Source organism: Bradyrhizobium xenonodulans (assembly GCF_027594865.1).
Classification (GTDB): Bacteria; Pseudomonadota; Alphaproteobacteria; order Rhizobiales; family Xanthobacteraceae; genus Bradyrhizobium; species Bradyrhizobium xenonodulans.
In genome coordinates this window covers 2,966,680-2,983,452 of record NZ_CP089391.1, presented here as the reverse complement: position 1 = coordinate 2,983,452, position 16,773 = coordinate 2,966,680, and the positions used below count along the sequence as shown (strand labels likewise).

Sequence of the window (16,773 nt, the reverse complement as noted above, 5' to 3'; positions counted from 1 at the left end):
TCCTACTCGACCATGACGCCCCAGAACCGCGGCTCCGGATAGAGCCAGCCGGCATAGCCCTTGATGCTCTTGCGCAGCGCCGTCAGCTCGGCGCCATTGAACAGCGCGATCATCGGCACGTCGGCGATGAAGCGCTTGTGCATCTCGTCAAACAGCGCCTGCCGCTTCGCGGTATCGTCGATCATCATCGACTGGCGCAACATCTCCTGCCCTTCCGGATTGTCCCAGACCTTGCGCGGCTGCGACGCCTTCGGTCCGGTCAGCATCTCGAAGCTCAGGGACGGATCGAGCCGCGCCGAATAGACGAAGGCCATCGACTGGTAATCGCCGCGGTTGTAGCGGTCGAGCTGCGCTGCCCAATCCATCACCTCCAGCTCGATATTGATGCCGACGGCCTGTGCCATCGCCTGCACCAGCACGGAGGAATCGAACACGAAGCTGTAGCGCTTGTTGGTGATCATCTTGATCGGCTGGCCGCGATAGCCGGCTTCCAGCAGCAGCTTCTTGGCTTCCGCGATGTTCTGCGTGTAGCCGTGCGACTGCGCCTCGCTGTAGAACGGGCTGCCGAGCGGCAGCGCGGAATTGTTGGGGCGCGCGGTGCCCATCATCACGGCGTCGACGATCTGCGCGGTGTCGATGGAGAGCGCAATCGCGCGGCGGATCCGTACGTCCTTCAGCAGGGGATCCCTGGTCTGGAACAGGATGCCGGTGAGGCCGAGCGCGGGCGTGATGCTGAGCTGCACCTCGGGACGCGACTTGAGCTCTTCGAGATCGGGGATCGACAGGCTCATGATGACGTCGAGCGAGCCGCTGAGCAGTCCCGCTTTCGCCGCCGAACTGTCCGGGATCACATTGAAGCGCACGCGATCGACTTTGACGTCCTTGGCGCCGGTGTAGCCGGTGCGCGGCTCGCTACGCGAGACGTAGCCGTCGAAACGGATCAGATCCATATACTGCCCCCGCTTCCACTCACCGAGCTTGAACGGGCCGGTGCCAACAGGGGTGATCCACTTGCCATCGGGGCCGACGGAATCGCGGTGGATGATCGCGGTCTGGCCGCAGTCGGGGCGCGCCAGGGTCGGGAGAAACAGGGCTGTCGGCTGATCCAGCGTAATGGCGACGGTCTGCGCATCCGGCGCCTCGATCTTCTCGATCCGCGCGATGCCGGTGGCGCTGAACTCGGACAAGCAGCGCCATTGCGTCGCCGGGTCGAGCCAGCGCTTCAGCGACCAGACCACGTCATCCGCGGTCATGGCCGCGCCGTTGTGGAACTTGACGCCCTGGCGCAGCCGGAACGTGTAGGTCTTGCCTTCGTTCGAAACGGCCCAGCTCTCGGCCAGCATCGGACCGATCGAGGTATCGTCGCGGAAGGCGACCAGCCCTTCCACGATGTGCGCGACCACCGCGTCCGTATTGGCGTCGCGATTGGTGCCGGGATCGGTCGAGCGGATGTCGGCGTTGAGCCGCGTCCGCAGCAAGGTCTCGGCGCCGGCCTTCCCCAGCGTCGCCAGCAGGGCCAATGCGGCCAGACCGAGCGCCCATGGCGGCGATGGTCGACGCCGCCGCATCACGCCGCCCCCGCCGCAGCCGACCGCTCGAACGCGGCACGCCCGATCTCGTCGATCTCGAGCTTGTAGGTGGTGAACTCGCGGTTGAGCGCCGGCAGCGGCACCGCCTGCATCACACCGCTCGCCGGCTCCATCAGGATCATCGCGACGGAAGCGCTGAGATTGTTGCTGAGATTGCGGCGCGGCGGACGGCAGACCGACCAGGGATAGGCGAACTCGTCGAACAGGGCGTTCTTGACCGTGTCGAAGGTGATGCTGCCGATATGCGGCTGAAGCAGATCGCGGACGCGGATATCGCGGTAGAGACTATCCGGCGTGTTGAAGATGCCGGTGTCCTTGAGCTTGCCGAGCGCGACCGGGCTGACGAAGTGATTGGCGTGGACCAGCAGGCCGTTCTGCGGATGCACCTGGAACGTCTCGTCGGGAGCGCACTCGAAATCGATCGCCACACCCTCGCGATGGCTGACGATCATGTTGTTGGCCGCGGATTTCTGGGTGCAGTAGACGGTGCGCATGGCCAGCGCGAGATGCTCGTTCTCGAGAACCTTGCGGCGGATCAGTGCCAGCGGCACGCCAACCCGGCGGTAGTCGCGGTCGCTTTCGAGATAATTGGCGGTGATCGCGATGCCGACGGCATTGAAGCCGCAGCGGCCGAGCGCGCCGGCTTCGGTAAAGGTCATGAGGTCGGGGCCGTCGTCGCGTCGCACCTTCAGCACCACCGCCGTTTCGGCGCATTCACGCTTCCAGTCCCAGTTCTGGGCGTGGATCAGCCGGTCATTGGCCGTCGCCTGCGGCATCACGACGACGCCGGTGCAACCGTCCGGATCCTCCGGCGTTTTCAGGCGCGCACGGATCGCCGGGTTCGCCAGCTTGATGATTTCGGTGCGGGCGTTGAGCAGGACGATATCCTCGAATGGAATGTCGGCGCCTTCGGCGATGCCGCGCATCTCCTCGATATAGCTCGGCTCGAAAGCTTCGATGACCGGCAGATAATCTCGCACCAGCGCGGCGACGCCGTTCGCATCGAGTGAGAGCTCCTTCAACTGCGCGAAATAGTGGGTCGTCCCCTTCTTGATACGGCCCGCCGCCTTCTGCCCGTACTGACGGCCACGCTCGCGCGGGGGGCCGGAGATTTCGATGAGGGGAAAGGGTTCGACCATGGGACGGCAAATTCCTTCTTGAAGTTCCTTTTGCTTTCTCGTGAAGCCTAATGTATTTTGTGATGACATGAAACAAAAATCTTCTGCCGCGAAATTGGCCTTGGAAAAAGCGCCCCCGAGCCGGCTCCAGCGCGAATTGTCCGCCGGGATCATCGACCTGATCCGGAGCGAAGGGCTCGCGCCCGGAACAAGGCTTGCCGAGGTCGCGCTGGCCGAGCGCCTCCAGGTCTCGCGCACGCCGGTGCGCGCAGCGCTGAAGCTTTTGGCGCGACGCAAGCTTGTGCATGCCGGCGAAAGCCGCGGTTATTTCGTCGCCGAGACCGCCCCTGCTCCGCACAAGGCGCCGCCGAAGCCGAGCCCCGACGATACCGACCGGCTGTTCCTCGCGATCGCGCGCGATCGCCGCGCCGGCCGGCTGCCCGACGAGGTATCCGAGCGCGACCTGATGCGGCGCTATGATGCGACGCGACCCATCGTGCAGCGCGTGCTGACCAAGCTTGCCGAAGTTGCCGCCGTCCAGCGCAAGCCGGGACATGGCTGGCGATTTCAGCCGACGCTTGCCGATACGCAGGCGCGCGACGAAAGTTACCGATATCGCCTGCTGATCGAGCCGGCCGGCCTGCTCGAACCGGGCTTCCAGCTCGATCCGGCCTGGGCCGCCGAGATGCGCCGCCGGCACCAGGAGATGCTGGCGATGCCGTGGAGCGACACGGTCAGCATCGCGCTCTACGAGATGAATGCAGCCTTCCACGAAGGCCTCGCCGCAGCCTCGGGCAACCGCTATCTGCTGGTCGCGGTTCAGCAGCAGAACCGGCTGCGGCGCTTCGGCAATTACGACTGGACCTTCGGTCATGCGCGCGTGATCGTGAACTGCCGCGAGCATCTCGCCATCCTCGACCAGCTCGAAGCCGGCCAGAACGAGGCTGCTGCGGCCCTGCTGCGCCGGCATCTCGAGGGGGCCGCTAGGCTCAAACGCAGCCCTGCCAATTCCGCCGCTCCATCAAAGACCGCCTAACAATTTGCAAGAGTTGCCATGACCATGAATGCGTTCGCCTCGTCCAACAGCCCCCTCACCCGCGAGGCCATGGAGCCGTTCTGGCTGCCGATGACGCCGAACCGCCAGTTCAAGTCGAAGCCGCGCATCTTCGTCGGCGCCGAAGGCATGCATTACGTCACCGATGACAACAGGCGGATTCTCGACGGCATGGCGGGATTGTGGTGCGTGAACGCGGGACATGCGCAGAAGCGCATCGTCGAGGCGATCCAGGCGCAGGCAGCGAAGCTCGACTTCGTCTCCTCCTTCCAGATGAGCCATCCGGCCGCCTTCGAGCTCGCCAGACGCATCACCGAGATCGCTCCCGCCGGCCTCGATCACGTCTTCTTCACCAATTCGGGCTCGGAATCGGTCGATACCGCCTTGAAGATCGCGCGCGGCTATCATCGCGCCCGCGGCGAAGCCAGCCGCATCCGCTTCATCTCGCGCGCCAAGGCCTATCACGGCATGGGCTGGGGCGGCCTGTCGGTGAGCGGCATCGTCCGCCACCGCCGGGATTTCGGTCCACTGCTGCCGGAGGTCGATCACCTCCCGCATACGCATGATCCCGAGCACGCGGCGTTCTCGCGCGGGCAGCCGCAATGGGGTGCGCATCTCGCCGACGAGCTTGCAAAGCTGCTGCTTGTGCACGATCCCTCGACCATTGCCGCTGTCATCGTCGAGCCCGTGACGGGCTCCGGCGGCGTGCTGCCGCCGCCGGTCGGCTATCTCGAGCGGCTGCGACAAATCTGCGACCAGCACGGCATTCTCCTGATCTTCGACGAGGTGATCACGGGCTTCGGCCGGCTCGGCGCGGCGTTCGGCGCCAACGCCTTCGGCGTGACGCCCGATCTCATCACCTGCGCCAAGGGCATGACCAACGCCGCCGTTCCGATGGGCGGCGTCATCGTCAGCGGCAAGGTCTACGACGCGCTGATGCAGGGGCCGGACAACGCGATCGAGCTGTTCCACGGCTACACCTATTCGGCCCATCCGCTCGCCTGCGCGGCGGGTCTTGCCGCGCTCGACGTCTATCAGGATCTCGGCCTGTTCGAGCGCGCGCGCCGCCTCGCGCCCTTATGGGAAGAGCGCGCGCATGCCCTGCGGGACCTTCCTCACGTCGTCGACATTCGCAACATCGGCTTGTTGGCCGCGATCGACCTGAAGGCACGCGACGGCGAGCCCGGTGCACGCGGAGTCGAATGCGCTACCCGCTGCTATGACGCCGGCATCCTGATCCGCAGCAGCGGCGATACGCTACTCATCTCCCCACCTCTGATCATCGCCGAGGAACAGATCGACGAGATCTTTGCCGCCATTCGCCGTGCATTGATCACCATCAGCTGACGGCTAACCTCCAGCGTGGTGATCGCCGCAGGATAGTTGAGGCAATCAAGCGATGCTCTCTCTTCCAATCGCAACAGCACCTGACAGATTGACCTACGCAGGTGCGGTTGCGGTAATGAGACGTGGGGCCACCACGACAATCTGGATCCTGCTTCGGCGTGGCTCATCCAACACGCCAACAGAGTGTGAACCGCGGTTTCACATTGGACGAAGTTCAAGACGCGGCTGATCGAACCAAATATACGCGGCGACATTTGTCGCAACGGCGAATTTCGAACCGATACTCGTGCTCGTCAACGTGGCACAACGGCAGTCGCTTCGATCTCGACGCGCGCTGCCGGCTCGACAAGGCGTACGACCTGGACCAGCGCCATGCTCGGGTAGTGGGCACCAATGACGTCGCGATAGGCCTTGCCGAGCGCCTTGAGATTGGAGACGTATTCGTCCATGTCCACGACATACCAAGTCAGGCGCACGAGATGTTCGGGTGCCGCCCCGCCCTCCGCCAGGATCGCCACGATGTTTTCGAGCGCCTGCCGGACCTGCGCGACAAAGCCGTCGGCAAATTGACCGGCAACGTCCCAGCCGACGACGCCGCCCGTTACGACAAGGCGTCCCTCGGCCATGATGCCGTTCGCATATCCCTTCGGCTGCGGCCAGCCGCTGGGCTGAAGCACCCGCAGACCATCGGTGGCCGCAAGCGGTGTGAGCTTTTCTTGCTTCATTGTGCCAAAACTCTCTGCAATCAGCGCGGCTTCAGCAGCTCACGCGCCACGATCAGCTTCTGGACCTCGGTCGCGCCCTCGTAGATGCGAAGCGCGCGGATTTCGCGGTAGAGGCTTTCGACGATCTCACCCTTGCGCACGCCACGACCACCGAACATTTGCACGGCACGGTCGATGACGCGCTGTGCGGTCTCGGTCGCGGTCAGCTTCGCCATGGCGGCTTCACGCGTCGTCGGGAGCTTCTGGACATCGCGGCGCCAGGCGGCGCGGTAGGTCAGGAGTGCGGCCGCGTCGGTCTCGGTCGCCATGTCGCCAAGTGCGGCCTGGGTCAGCTGGAGATCGCCCAAAGTCGCCCCGAACATGTGCCGGCTCTTTGCATGCCACAGCGCCTCGTCGAGCGCCCGACGTGCAAAGCCGAGGGCGGCCGCAGCGACCGACGCACGAAAGATGTCCAGTGTCTGCATCGCGAGCTTGAACCCGCCGCCGGGCGCGCCGAGGCGGCGGCTCGCCGGAATCCGGCAGCCCGTGAAGCGCAGCGTCGCCAGCGGATGCGGGGCGACGACATCGATCCGCTCGGCAATGCTGAAGCCGGGATCATCGGGAAAAACGACGAAGGCCGAGATGCCGCGCGCGCCCGGCGCCTCGCCGGTTCGCGCAAACAGCGTGTAGACGTCGGCAATGCCGCCGTTGGAGATCCAGGTTTTCTCGCCGTCGATGATATAGTCGTCGCCGTCGGCCCGTGCCGCGCAGGACATCGCCGCGACGTCCGATCCCGCCTCCTTCTCGGACAGCGCGAAAGCCGCGAGCCATTCGCCGGAGCGAACCTTCGGCAGCACCGCCTTGCGCAGCTCCACTGAGCCGCCGAGCGCAATCGCGCCGGAGCCCAGCCCCTGCATGGCGAAGGCGAAATCGGCGAGGCCGTCGGCATAGGCGAGCGACTCCCGTGACAGGCAGATCGAGCGGGAATCGATCGTGGTCGCATCACCGTCGGGCGCTGCGACCGCGCAATCGAGCACCCCCGCCTCGCCCATCGCGCGCACCAGCTTGCGACAAGCGTCGTCGACATCGTTGTGGTCGATCTTGTCGAGAACGCCCGACTGCACGAAGCGGTCGAGCGCCGCACCGATCGTATGATGACGCGGCTCGAAGAACGGCCAGTCGAGCCATTCGCGCCGGATGACCTTTGCAACGAAGCTCATCTGATCCCTCCTCCGCTCACTGCGCGCTAGCGGCCGCGGCGCGCGCCAGATTGGTCTCGTACTGTCCCTTGGCGGACAGATATTGCTTCGGCCAGCTGACCGCGGTGACGCCGATGCGTGCGGCCTCGTGCAGCGTCCAGGCGGGATCGGCAAGATGCGGCCGCGCGATCGCGCAGAGGTCGGCGCGGCCGGCCGCGAGGATCGAGTTGGCGTGGTCGGCCTCGGAGATCGCGCCGACCGCGATGGTCTCGATGCCGACCTCGTTGCGAATGCGATCGGCGAACGGCGTCTGGAACAGGCGACCGTAGATCGGCCGCTCCTCCTTCCAGACTTGTCCCGACGAACAGTCGATCACGTCGGCACCAGCCTGCTTGAACATCGCAGCGAAGATCGCCGCATCGGCGGGCGTGTTGCCGCCCTCGGTCCAGTCGTGGCAAGACAGACGCACCGACATCGGCCGGTCGGACGGCCACGCGGCGCGCACGGCCTTGAACACCTCCAGCGGAAAGCGCGCACGGTTTTCGTGGCTGCCGCCGTATTCGTCAGTCCGCCGGTTGGTCAGCGGCGACAGGAAGCTCGACAGCAAATAGCCGTGTGCACAATGGAGTTCGAGCCACTCGACGCCAGCCTCGGCCGCGCGGCGCGTTGCCGCGACGAAATCATCGCGCACACGGTCCATGTCGCTGCGATCCATCGCACGCGGCACCTGGCTGTGGGGCAGATAGGGCAAGGCCGAGGCCGAGATCAGCGGCCAATTGCCTGTCTCGAGCGGCTGATCGATGCCCTCCCATGCAAGCCTGGTCGATCCCTTCCGCCCGGCATGGCCGAGCTGGATGCCGACCTTGGCGTGTCCGAGGCTGTGGATCAGCTCGACCAGCCGGCGCCATTGCGCCGCTTGCGCGTCGTTCCAGAGCCCGAGACAGCCCGGCGTGATCCGCGCGTCCGGCGAGACACAGGTCATCTCGGCGAAGATCAGTGCGGCGCCGCCCATGGCGCGCGCACCGAGATGGGCGATGTGGAAATCGTCGATGAGCCCGTCCTGCGCTGAATACATCGCCATCGGCGAGACCATGATGCGGTTGGCCAGGCTCAGGCCGCGCACGCGGTGCGGCGTCAGCATCGGCGGCGGCACGCGTTCGCCGTCCCTGACGGCGATTCCCGCGCGCGCAGCGAACCAGCGCTCAAAACCTTCCAGCCAGGTACGATCGCGCAGGCGCAGATTCTCGTGGCTGATGCGCTGCGAGCGCGTCAGCATCGAATAGAAGAATTGCGGCGGCTCCAGCGTGTCGGCATAGCGATGGCCGACCACCTCGAACCATTCCATGGCATTGCGCGCGGCGTTCTGGATGCGCGCGACATCGACGCGGCGCACTTCCTCATAGGCCTCCAGCACCGTCCCGATGTTGTCGTCGCTGTGGCCATGACGATCGAACTGGTTGGCGAGTTCGATGGCATCGTCGAGCGCGAGCTTGGTGCCCGAGCCGATCGCGAAATGCGCCGTGTGCGCGGCGTCTCCCATCAGCACGACGTGGGAGCGGCCGTTGAACACGCTCCATTTGCCGCAGATCAAACGGCTGAAATTGAGCCAGGCCGAGCCCCGCAGATGGCGGGCATTGGTCAGGAGCTTCGCGCCATCGAGCGTTTCGGCGAAGATTTTCTCGCAGAACTCGATCGAGGCTTGCTGATCGAGCTCGCCGAGGCCATGGGCGTTATAGGCCTCTTCCGTGGTCTCGACGATGAAGGTCGAGGTCTCGGCATCGAACTTGTAGATATGCGCCTGGAACCAGCCGTGCTCGGTCTTCTGGAAGTCGAACGTGAAGGCGTCGAACGCCCTCTTGGTCCCGAGCCAGATGTAGCGGTTGGGACGGATCACCATGTCGGGCTGGAACTGCTCGGCATAGCGGGCGCGGATCCTGGAATTGACGCCGTCGCAGGCGACGATCAGGTCGGCCTCGGGAAATTCGAGATCGGATTCGACGTCGCGCTCGAACACGAGCTCGACCCCCAGCGCCTCGCAGCGCCGTTGCAGGATGTTCAAGAGGTGCTTGCGGCCGATGCCGATGAAGCCGTGTCCGGTCGTGCGCTGGCGCGTTCCCTTGAAGACGAGCTCGATATCGTCCCAGTGATTGAAGGCGTCCTCGATCTCGGTCGCACTTTCGGGATCGGCAGTGCGCATCGCCTGCATCATTGCGTCCGAGAACACGACGCCCCAGCCGAACGTATCGTAGGGCTTGTTGCGCTCGACGACGGTGATGCTGTGCTCCGGGTGACGGCGCTTCATCAGCAGGCCCAGATAAAGACCGGCCGGGCCGCCGCCGATACAGACTATGCGCATGATCCCTCGCTTTCGCGCGCCGCGCCATTTGCCGGGCTGCACCCTTCCGGGAATGTCGACCTGCAAATTATTTTAAGTATAAAATATTTCGACGGCGCATGGATTGTCAAGGCGCTTGTCGGAGGCTTTCGAGGCCGCCCCTGCATATCGCTACAATCTTGTGACTGGCTGCAGATTCCCCGCAAGGCCGGACCGGCACGACGAGGATCGGGCCAAGCCTTGAATTTACTTTTGGCACGAACTATCTTGCGAGATGTTTACGACGCCGTCCGTTTTCGACAGACAAGACGCTCCCAGGAGATTCGATTTGGCACTCGCGAAGGAGTCCCCGCCTGTTTCGTCCAAGAATGGGGCCGACCAGGAGGCCGAGTACAGGGCTCAAACACGGCTTTGGCTCCGGCTGCTGGCCTGCACGACCCTGATCGAGGGCGAGCTGCGCCGCCGGTTTCGCGAGGAATTCGATTTCACCATGCCCCGCTTCGACGTTCTGGCTCAGCTCGACCGCGAGCCGAGCGGCTTGGTGCTGGGCGAGCTGCCCAAGCGCCTGATGGTCTCCGCCGGGAACCTGACGCCGATCGTGGACCGCCTGGTCGAGGACGGCTACATCACACGCACGCCCTCGACCCTGGATCGCCGCGTGCAGATCGTCTGCATGACGGTCGAGGGCCGAAAAGCTTTCAGGCGCATGGCGAAGAGCCATGGCTCCTGGCTCGCGGAGCTGCTGGCGGAATTCCCGGCCGACAAACTCGACGGATTGATCGGTGAGCTGGACAAGCTCAAGGGCGCTGTCAGGGATTCGCTGGAAAAGCCGTGAAGGCTCGAGGCGCTAGCGTTGCACTTTGACCCCGGCCGCCTCGCGGTCCCACATATCCGCCGTCACGCCGGCGTCGCGCAGCACGCCCTTCTTGATCTTGCCGTTCTCCGTTAGCGGCATCTCTTTCACGATCCGCACATAACGGGGAATGGCGAAATAGGCGATCCTGCCTTCGCAGTGACGGATGATGTCGACCGGCGCGAGCGATTGGCCGGGCTCCGGCAGGATCGCGGCGGCAACCTCGTCCTCGCCCAATTCCGAAGGCAGCGGATAGATCGCGCAGGCCGCGACCGCGGGATGAGACTGGATGGCCTGCTCCACCTCCCATGAAGACACATTCTCGCCGCGCCTGCGGATCGAATCCTTCATGCGATCGATGAAGCGATAATGCCCGTCGGAATCGCGGACCACGCGATCACCGGAGTGAAACCAGAGATTTCGCCAGGCCTCGACGGTCTTCTGCGGCATGCCGAAATAGCCGGTCGCGAATGCAAAGGGCTCGTTCGCGCGCAGCAGCAGCTCTCCAGCCTGCCCATCGGGAAGCTCCGCATCATCGGCATCGACGATCCGGGCTTCGATGCCCCCGGCGAGATATCCCATCGTTCCCGGGCGGTCGGACGGAATTGCGCCCGCGAACACGAAATTGGTCTCCGTCGATCCGTAGCCGTCGACCAGCGGCACGCCGAACCGTTCAAGAAACGGTCCGTGGATCTGCGGCGGCACGCCGCCGCCGAGTGCGACGCGAAGTCGATGGGCCCCATCGTCTTCTGTCCTCGGCTGCGCCAGCAGTATCGATGCCATGGCGCCGAGCAGATAGCCGACGGTCGCGTTGCGCCGTCGCGCGGCGGCCCAGAAGCCAGAGGCCGAGAATTTCGGCTCCAGCACGTAAGTGCATCCGTTCAGGACGGCCTGATAGAACGCATTCAGCGCGTTGGTGTGGAACAGCGGCAGCGTCGTGAACAGCACATCGCCTTCGCGGATGCCGAGCGCCCGCGCCGAATAGATGCCCCACCAGAACAATTGCGCCTGCGGACAGCACACGCCCTTGGCGGGGCCCGTGGTGCCTGATGTGTAGAGAATGGCCACAGTGTCGCCGGGCCGCACGAGGCTGGCGGCCGCTTGGTCCCCGAGAGCCGGCAGCGGGACTGGCGAAATCTTCGCGCTGCTAGTCTCGGCGTCGGTCCCGATCGTCCAGGCCAGAGAGGGCAACTCGACGTCCGCCCCGACGGTGTCGATCGCGGCAAGGAACGGCTCCTCGACGACCAGGAGAGAGGGCAGCGAATTGCGGAAGATGTGGGAGAGCTGGAAGCCGCGCAGCGCCGTGTTGATCGGCACCACGATCGCACCGAGCCAGGCGCAACCAAGATAGATCTGAAGAAACTCCGGCCGGTTGGAGCACATCAGCGCGACCCGGTCGCCGGGCTTGATTCCGGCGTCGACAAGCGTCTGCGCTGATGCGGCGGCCATCGCCGCAGTCTGCGCGTAGGTCCAGCGCGTCTGCCCGGAGACAAACAGAACGCGATCGCCGTAGCGCTCGGCCTGCCGCGTCAGGATGGTGGAAAGGATCCGGTCGGACGATGGAAACAGCTCGACTGCGCGAGCCCAGGCCGGCGCCGCAGCCGCCTCCCCGCCCCCCGACATCGCGCTGGGCTTCGCCATCGGCGCCTCGCTCACGGCAGCAGCTTGTACTTGCCGTCCTCAATCTGGACCAGGATGCGCGAACGACCATCGACACCGTGCCGATCCGCCGGCGCGTAAGTATAGACGCCCTGCGTCCCAACGACCTCCTTGGTCGTGAACAGTGCCTCGCGCAGCGCCGTGCGGAATTCCGGCGTCCCCGCCTTGGCGCCGGTCGCCATCGCGCGCTTGGCCGCGTCGACGAACACCAGCCAGCCGTCGAAGGAGTATGACGAGAACGAATCCGTCGGGGCCTCGCCATTCGCCTTTTCGAAGGCGACCCGGAAATCCAGCGACACCTTCTGGATCGGATTGCTGGCAGGAAGCTGCTCGGCCGCGGTCACCGGCCCGGTCGGACAGATGATGCCGTTGGCGGCCTTTCCGGCGAGGCGCAGGAAATCGGCGCTGATGAGCCCGTGATTGCCGTAGAGCGGTCCCTTATACCCGCGCTCGGACAGGGCGATGACTGGCAACGCACCGGGCGTGCCGGTGCCGCCGACCATGATGGCGTCCGGGCGTGCGGCGAGCGCTCGCAGCACCTGGGCGGTCACCGACGAGTCGGATCGCGCGTATCGTTCGTTCGCGATAACCTTGATGTCGGCCGCCTTCGCACCTTGCTCGAGCGAATTGTACATGAGGTCGCCGAACGCGTCGGAGAAGCCGATGAATGCGACGGTCTTGAGGCCCCGCGCCTTCATGTGATCGACGATGCCCTGCACGAGGAGCGGTGTCGGCTGCGGTGTCTGCACGACCCAGGGACCGCCATCGCCTGGTGGCACCGGCGCAATCGGGGATACCGCGATCATCGGGATTTTCATCTCGATCGCCGCGGTTGCCATGGCGAGCGTCTGAGGCGCGCCCGACGTGCCGATGAGGATGTCAACCTTCTCCTGCTCGACGAGCTTGCGTGCGTTGCGCGCCGACGCCGTCGGATCGGAGCCGTCGTCGAGTTGAATGATGCGAAGCTTCTCGCCGCCGACCTCACCGACATAGGCCTGGCCCGCCGCGATCCCCTTCCCGTTCGGAATTCCGATCGACGACACCGGCCCGCTGAGGCCGGTCACGAAGCCAACGAGAATCTCCGCCTGCGCGATCTCTGGCACGGCCATGAGCAACACGGTGGAAGCCAGCAGGCTCTTCATCAAATTCATGGCACCTGTCTTTCGTGAGTGGTTTCTTCTGTTGTCTCGTTCGGCAAGCGCCATGCCCTGGTCAGTTCGACCCGACCAGTGCGATGACCCGGAGCGGACTGCCGGAACCGTTCTGGATTTTCAGGGGTGAAGCCACGATGACGGCGCCGGTGGCCGGCAGCTGATCCACATTGCAAAGGCATTGCAGGCCGTAGCGGCCTGCAGCATGAAGGAAGTGATGCGCGGGATATGGCGGCTCGAAATGTCCGGCCTGGCCGGCATCGGTGCCGATGGTCTCGGTGCCGAAGCCGATGATGCCGCGCTCCTCCACCAGCCACTTCATGACGGCCGGGTTCGGCCCCGGCGTGTGCGCGCCGTCATCCCGCAAATTGGAATAGTCGCGCCAGCCCTTCTTGGACCAGTCGGTCCGCAGCAACACCCAGTGACGCGCGGGGATGCGGCCATGCTTCGCTTCCCAGGCCTCGACGATCGGCACCGTCAGCACGAAGTCGGGATCCTGCGCGGCCTCCGCGGAGCAGTCGATGACGCAGGCTGGAGCGATCATGTCCTTGGCCGGCATCGTGTCGACGGCATTGTTCGGCAGGTCCTTGCCTGTGAACCAGTGGATCGGCGCGTCGAAATGCGTGCCGGTGTGCTCGCCGAACGTCACGTTATTCCAATACCAGGCCGGGCCGCGACCATCATATCGCGAGATTTCCTGGATACGGACCGGCGCCGCTTGGCCGAACTCCGGCGGCAGCACGATGACCGGAAAATCCGGACTGAGCGTGAAGGTCAGATCGACGACGCGCACCGCGCCGGAGGAAATCGCACCGGCCAGCTCCAGGAGATTTTTGCTTTGCATTGTCACGTCCTCCGGCTTGGTTGAAATCCGCCCGTCATTTGTCGAGCTCGCGCTCGAGCGCTTTCGGATTGGCCGCGAGACGCTGCCGAATTTCTTCGGCGACGTCCCCGACATACGTCTCTTCAAGGCCGCCCCTGAGCCCCGACACAATCGCCTGTGCGATTGCGCGCGGCGCGACCTTCGGCGGCGGCACGGTCTGGAACCATTCGGTATCGACCGGCCCGGTGAAGAGATTCATGACCTTGATGCCGCCCGGCCGCAACTCCGCGCGAAGGCAGTGCGACAACGACAGGCAGGCCGCCTGCGAGGCCGAGTAGGCGCCAAAGGCGGGCCAGTTCGCCAGCGCGTAGACCGACAGGATGTTGACCCAGGCGACGCTGTTGTTGATGCCGTCGGCGCCGCGCATCCGCATCGCGGGCCCGAAGGCCTGTGCGAGATTGATGAAGCCGAGATAGGCCTGGTCGATCTCGTCCCGCGCGATGCTCGTCCCCTTGCGATCAAGCAGGCCACCCGCGCGCACATACTCCGTCGTATTGACGAGGATATCCACCTTGCCGCCGATGTCGGCGGCAAGGTCGGCAGCAGATTTCTCGTCGGCTGCGTCGAGCGTGACGACCTCAACGCCCTCCTGCCGGCGCAGCAGATCCTCGCCGGAAAACGGCCGCCAGGGTTCGGCCACGCCAACGAACACGGTCTTGGCGCCCGCAGCCTTCAACGCCACGACGGCCTCCTGACCGATCACGCTGCGGCCGTTGGTGACGAGCACCCGCCGGAATTTCGGATCGGCCGTCATTTCCCGCCACTGCCTGTCGTCTGCCATGTTGGGAGTCTCCCCCTCGGGTCGGGCAAACGCCACCGCCTGACCGCTCTTGTCGAGCTGAAACGACATGCGGACCGGCGCGCCCTCGGCGCAGTCGGCATGGAGATGCGCAACGATCGTCGGGCCGCAATCCATCTTGACGAGACCGATCCGCCAGGGCACCCGTTCGCGGAAATAGACGTCGCTCGGAACGCGCGCCGTCGTCTCGGCGAGAAGCGCGCCTTGGCGTGGCGCGTCAGTGAATGCGAGGTTCGGCGACAGGCAGGACGGGCAAGCGTCCCGCGCCGGATAAGCGAAAGCGCCGCAGGCCTCGCAGCGCTGCAGCATGAAGCGCCCCTCGGCAGCCGCCCGCGTAAACCCATGTGATGTCCGGCTGCGCGGCCTCGGGGGCGACGCCGGAAGCGGCGTCCGCAGCAGCGGGTTCTTGCGGCGGGGCGGCTTGATCGGATCGATCATCGTGAAGGCCCTGCAAAGATCGCGGCACCCGAGGCGAGGCCGCGGTCATAGTTGATCATACCGAACCCCGAAGCCAAGCCGAGGCGCGCATTGCTGACTTGCGTGGGGCCCGCGGTTCCCAGGACCTGCCGCAGTCCCTCGACGAGACCAAGATAGGCGCCGGCAGCGCCCGCTTGCCCGACGGAGAGCTGGCCGCCAGAGGTGTTGTGCGGGAAGTCGCCGTCAATGGTGAGATCGTGCGCACGGACGAATTCGGCGCCCTCACCCTTGCTGCAGAAGCCGAGGTCCTCGAACTGCATCATGGTGATGATGGGATAGTCGTCATAGGTCTGCACGATATCGAGGTCGTCAGCTCTCACGCCCGCCATGGCATAGAGCTCATCGATGTCCATCGCCCAGCCGCCGCGCACCTGCATCGGGTCGTCGGCAAAGGCGTTGTGCCGCTCGATCGTCGAGAGCAGCCGCGCGGCGGGTAGTCCGAGCGATGCGGCGGTCTCTTCGCGCATCACCAGAAAGGCTTCGGCACCGGCGCAGGGCATCACGCAATCAAAAAGGTGGATCGGATCGGAAATCGGTCGGGCCGCCAGATATTGCTCCAGCGTCAGCGGCGCCTTCATCAGGGCATGCGGATTGCGCAGCGCATTGGCGCGCTGGGCGACCGCGATCCTGCCGACGTCCTCGCGCGTGACGCCGAAGGCCCGCATGTAGTTGCGCGCAATCAGCGCGAAGCTCGCATTGGCGCCGCCCGCGCCATAGGGATAGACGGCGTCCTGGTTGAAGCGCGAGAAATTCTCGAGCGTCAGGCGGAAGGAATCGACGTGATTGGTGTCGCCCGCCACGCAGGCGACGATGTCGGCGTCGCCGGCCTGGACCGCGCGCGCGGCCTTCCGCAAGCCTGCAATGGCGCTGGCTCCGCCAAGCGGGATCGTATCCAGCCACCGGACGCAGAGCCCGAAGTGTTGCGTCAGCCCGATGCCGCTGTCGGTGCCCATGGTGAAACTGGAGACGCAGAGGCCGTCGATATCGGACGCCTTGATGCCGGCCTGCGCGACCAGCGCACCGAGGGCACGACCGATCCACCATTGCGCGCTCTCGATGGAATAGCGCACATAGGGAATCGTGACGGGAGCCGCCATCACGATGCCGTCGTAGGGTGTGCGCTGGAATTTGTTCACTGGTCGCGCGCCTCAGATCACCGTCAGCCTGACCTCGATATTGCCGCGTGTCGCGTTCGAATAGGGACAACGCTCGTGCGCACCGGCGACGACCTCCTCGGCGACGGCCCTCTCGATCCCGGGCAGGTTGACCTTCAACTCGACGGCGAGCGCATAGCCGACGGGGACTGGCCCCATAGCGACCTTCGCCGTCACCGACGGTTCGGCGGACGGCACCATCTTCCGCGTGCGCGCCACCAGCTTGACCGCGCCGAGAAAGCACGCGGCATAGCCGGCCGCAAACAGCTGCTCCGGATTGGTCCCCTCGCCGCCGGGACCGCCCATCGATTTCGGCAAGGACAGCGAGACCGACAGGAGACCGTCCGCGCTGGCGGCCTTGCCGTCGCGGCCACCGGTGGCCGTCACCTCGGTCTCGTACAGGATCTTTTCGGGGGTCATCATGTCTCGATCTCCAAAGTTCGGCGCTGCC

At 65.2% G+C, this 16,773-nt stretch carries 14 protein-coding genes; 3 read left to right on the top strand and 11 right to left on the bottom strand.

All coding sequences use genetic code 11. From position 1 onward, the window contains the following. Window positions 1-2: 2 nt before the first annotated feature. Together I3J27_RS13740 and I3J27_RS13735 are read right to left on the bottom strand one after the other, a co-directional pair. Window positions 3-1,568 (bottom strand): ABC transporter substrate-binding protein, encoded by a 1,566-nt coding sequence (locus I3J27_RS13740; protein WP_270170026.1) that lies wholly within the window; start codon window positions 1,566-1,568, stop codon window positions 3-5. Further along, complete coding sequence (locus I3J27_RS13735; RefSeq protein ID WP_270170023.1) at window positions 1,568-2,728, bottom strand: C45 family autoproteolytic acyltransferase/hydrolase; 1,161 nt, start codon at window positions 2,726-2,728, stop codon at window positions 1,568-1,570. Before I3J27_RS13735 ends, I3J27_RS13740 begins: the two co-directional genes overlap by 1 nt. A 100-nt stretch (window positions 2,729-2,828) precedes the next feature. Here I3J27_RS13735 and I3J27_RS13730 point away from each other — a divergent pair, with 100 nt between their 5' ends. Further along, entirely contained in the window at window positions 2,829-3,743 is a 915-nt protein-coding gene (locus I3J27_RS13730) for a GntR family transcriptional regulator (RefSeq protein WP_270170021.1), read from the top strand. 24 nt (window positions 3,744-3,767) lie between these two features. Next, on the top strand, window positions 3,768-5,108 hold the full coding sequence (aptA, locus tag I3J27_RS13725) for an omega-aminotransferase AptA (RefSeq protein ID WP_370691978.1): 1,341 nt from the start codon (window positions 3,768-3,770) through the stop codon (window positions 5,106-5,108). Window positions 5,109-5,401: 293 nt separating this feature from the next. On the opposite strand, the gene I3J27_RS13720 is transcribed toward aptA, so the two are convergent. From I3J27_RS13720 to I3J27_RS13710, 3 genes are read right to left on the bottom strand one after another with little or no spacing between them, the layout of a single operon-like run. Next, the gene (locus I3J27_RS13720; RefSeq protein ID WP_270170012.1) at window positions 5,402-5,833 is read right to left on the bottom strand and encodes a RidA family protein; all 432 of its coding nucleotides are present in this window, start codon (window positions 5,831-5,833) and stop codon (window positions 5,402-5,404) included. Window positions 5,834-5,853: 20 nt separating this feature from the next. Beyond that, entirely contained in the window at window positions 5,854-7,032 is a 1,179-nt protein-coding gene (locus tag I3J27_RS13715; protein WP_270170009.1) for an acyl-CoA dehydrogenase family protein, read from the bottom strand. Between the two features lie 16 nt (window positions 7,033-7,048). After that, on the bottom strand, window positions 7,049-9,367 hold the full coding sequence (locus I3J27_RS13710; protein ID WP_270170007.1) for a bifunctional salicylyl-CoA 5-hydroxylase/oxidoreductase: 2,319 nt from the start codon (window positions 9,365-9,367) through the stop codon (window positions 7,049-7,051). Between the two features lie 307 nt (window positions 9,368-9,674). Here I3J27_RS13710 and I3J27_RS13705 point away from each other — a divergent pair, with 307 nt between their 5' ends. Then, the gene (locus tag I3J27_RS13705; protein WP_270170005.1) at window positions 9,675-10,181 is read left to right on the top strand and encodes a MarR family winged helix-turn-helix transcriptional regulator; all 507 of its coding nucleotides are present in this window, start codon (window positions 9,675-9,677) and stop codon (window positions 10,179-10,181) included. 12 nt (window positions 10,182-10,193) lie between these two features. Here the strand turns inward: I3J27_RS13705 and I3J27_RS13700 are convergent, their stop codons facing one another. From I3J27_RS13700 to I3J27_RS13675, 6 genes are all read right to left on the bottom strand, one after another. Further along, window positions 10,194-11,840, bottom strand: a complete 1,647-nt coding sequence (locus I3J27_RS13700; protein WP_270170003.1) for an ATP-dependent acyl-CoA ligase — start codon at window positions 11,838-11,840, stop codon at window positions 10,194-10,196. Between the two features lie 11 nt (window positions 11,841-11,851). Beyond that, window positions 11,852-13,009: an ABC transporter substrate-binding protein gene (locus I3J27_RS13695; protein ID WP_270169999.1), complete on the bottom strand. Its 1,158-nt coding sequence runs from the start codon at window positions 13,007-13,009 to the stop codon at window positions 11,852-11,854. Window positions 13,010-13,070: 61 nt separating this feature from the next. Continuing rightward, window positions 13,071-13,853: a cyclase family protein gene (locus I3J27_RS13690; protein WP_270169997.1), complete on the bottom strand. Its 783-nt coding sequence runs from the start codon at window positions 13,851-13,853 to the stop codon at window positions 13,071-13,073. Window positions 13,854-13,887: 34 nt separating this feature from the next. After that, window positions 13,888-15,129: an SDR family NAD(P)-dependent oxidoreductase gene (locus tag I3J27_RS13685; protein WP_270169995.1), complete on the bottom strand. Its 1,242-nt coding sequence runs from the start codon at window positions 15,127-15,129 to the stop codon at window positions 13,888-13,890. After that, complete coding sequence (locus tag I3J27_RS13680; protein WP_270172738.1) at window positions 15,126-16,265, bottom strand: thiolase family protein; 1,140 nt, start codon at window positions 16,263-16,265, stop codon at window positions 15,126-15,128. The genes I3J27_RS13685 and I3J27_RS13680 overlap by 4 nt, the downstream gene beginning before the upstream one ends. A gap of 51 nt (window positions 16,266-16,316) precedes the next feature. Further along, complete coding sequence (locus I3J27_RS13675) at window positions 16,317-16,745, bottom strand: organic hydroperoxide resistance protein (RefSeq protein WP_370691951.1); 429 nt, start codon at window positions 16,743-16,745, stop codon at window positions 16,317-16,319. Window positions 16,746-16,773: the final 28 nt, after the last annotated feature.

Bases quoted from the DNA above. Each gene is read 5' to 3' on its own strand.
- I3J27_RS13740 (WP_270170026.1), bottom strand. From the start codon at position 1,568: ATGCGGCGGCGTCGACCATCGCCGCCATGGGCGCTCGGTCTGGCCGCA.
- I3J27_RS13735 (WP_270170023.1), bottom strand. From the start codon at position 2,728: ATGGTCGAACCCTTTCCCCTCATCGAAATCTCCGGCCCCCCGCGCGAG.
- aptA (WP_370691978.1), top strand. From the start codon at position 3,768: ATGAATGCGTTCGCCTCGTCCAACAGCCCCCTCACCCGCGAGGCCATG.
- I3J27_RS13720 (WP_270170012.1), bottom strand. From the start codon at position 5,833: ATGAAGCAAGAAAAGCTCACACCGCTTGCGGCCACCGATGGTCTGCGG.
- I3J27_RS13715 (WP_270170009.1), bottom strand. From the start codon at position 7,032: ATGAGCTTCGTTGCAAAGGTCATCCGGCGCGAATGGCTCGACTGGCCG.
- I3J27_RS13710 (WP_270170007.1), bottom strand. From the start codon at position 9,367: ATGCGCATAGTCTGTATCGGCGGCGGCCCGGCCGGTCTTTATCTGGGC.
- I3J27_RS13700 (WP_270170003.1), bottom strand. From the start codon at position 11,840: ATGGCGAAGCCCAGCGCGATGTCGGGGGGCGGGGAGGCGGCTGCGGCG.
- I3J27_RS13695 (WP_270169999.1), bottom strand. From the start codon at position 13,009: ATGAATTTGATGAAGAGCCTGCTGGCTTCCACCGTGTTGCTCATGGCC.
- I3J27_RS13690 (WP_270169997.1), bottom strand. From the start codon at position 13,853: ATGCAAAGCAAAAATCTCCTGGAGCTGGCCGGTGCGATTTCCTCCGGC.
- I3J27_RS13685 (WP_270169995.1), bottom strand. From the start codon at position 15,129: ATGATCGATCCGATCAAGCCGCCCCGCCGCAAGAACCCGCTGCTGCGG.
- I3J27_RS13680 (WP_270172738.1), bottom strand. From the start codon at position 16,265: ATGGCGGCTCCCGTCACGATTCCCTATGTGCGCTATTCCATCGAGAGC.
- I3J27_RS13675 (WP_370691951.1), bottom strand. From the start codon at position 16,745: ATGATGACCCCCGAAAAGATCCTGTACGAGACCGAGGTGACGGCCACC.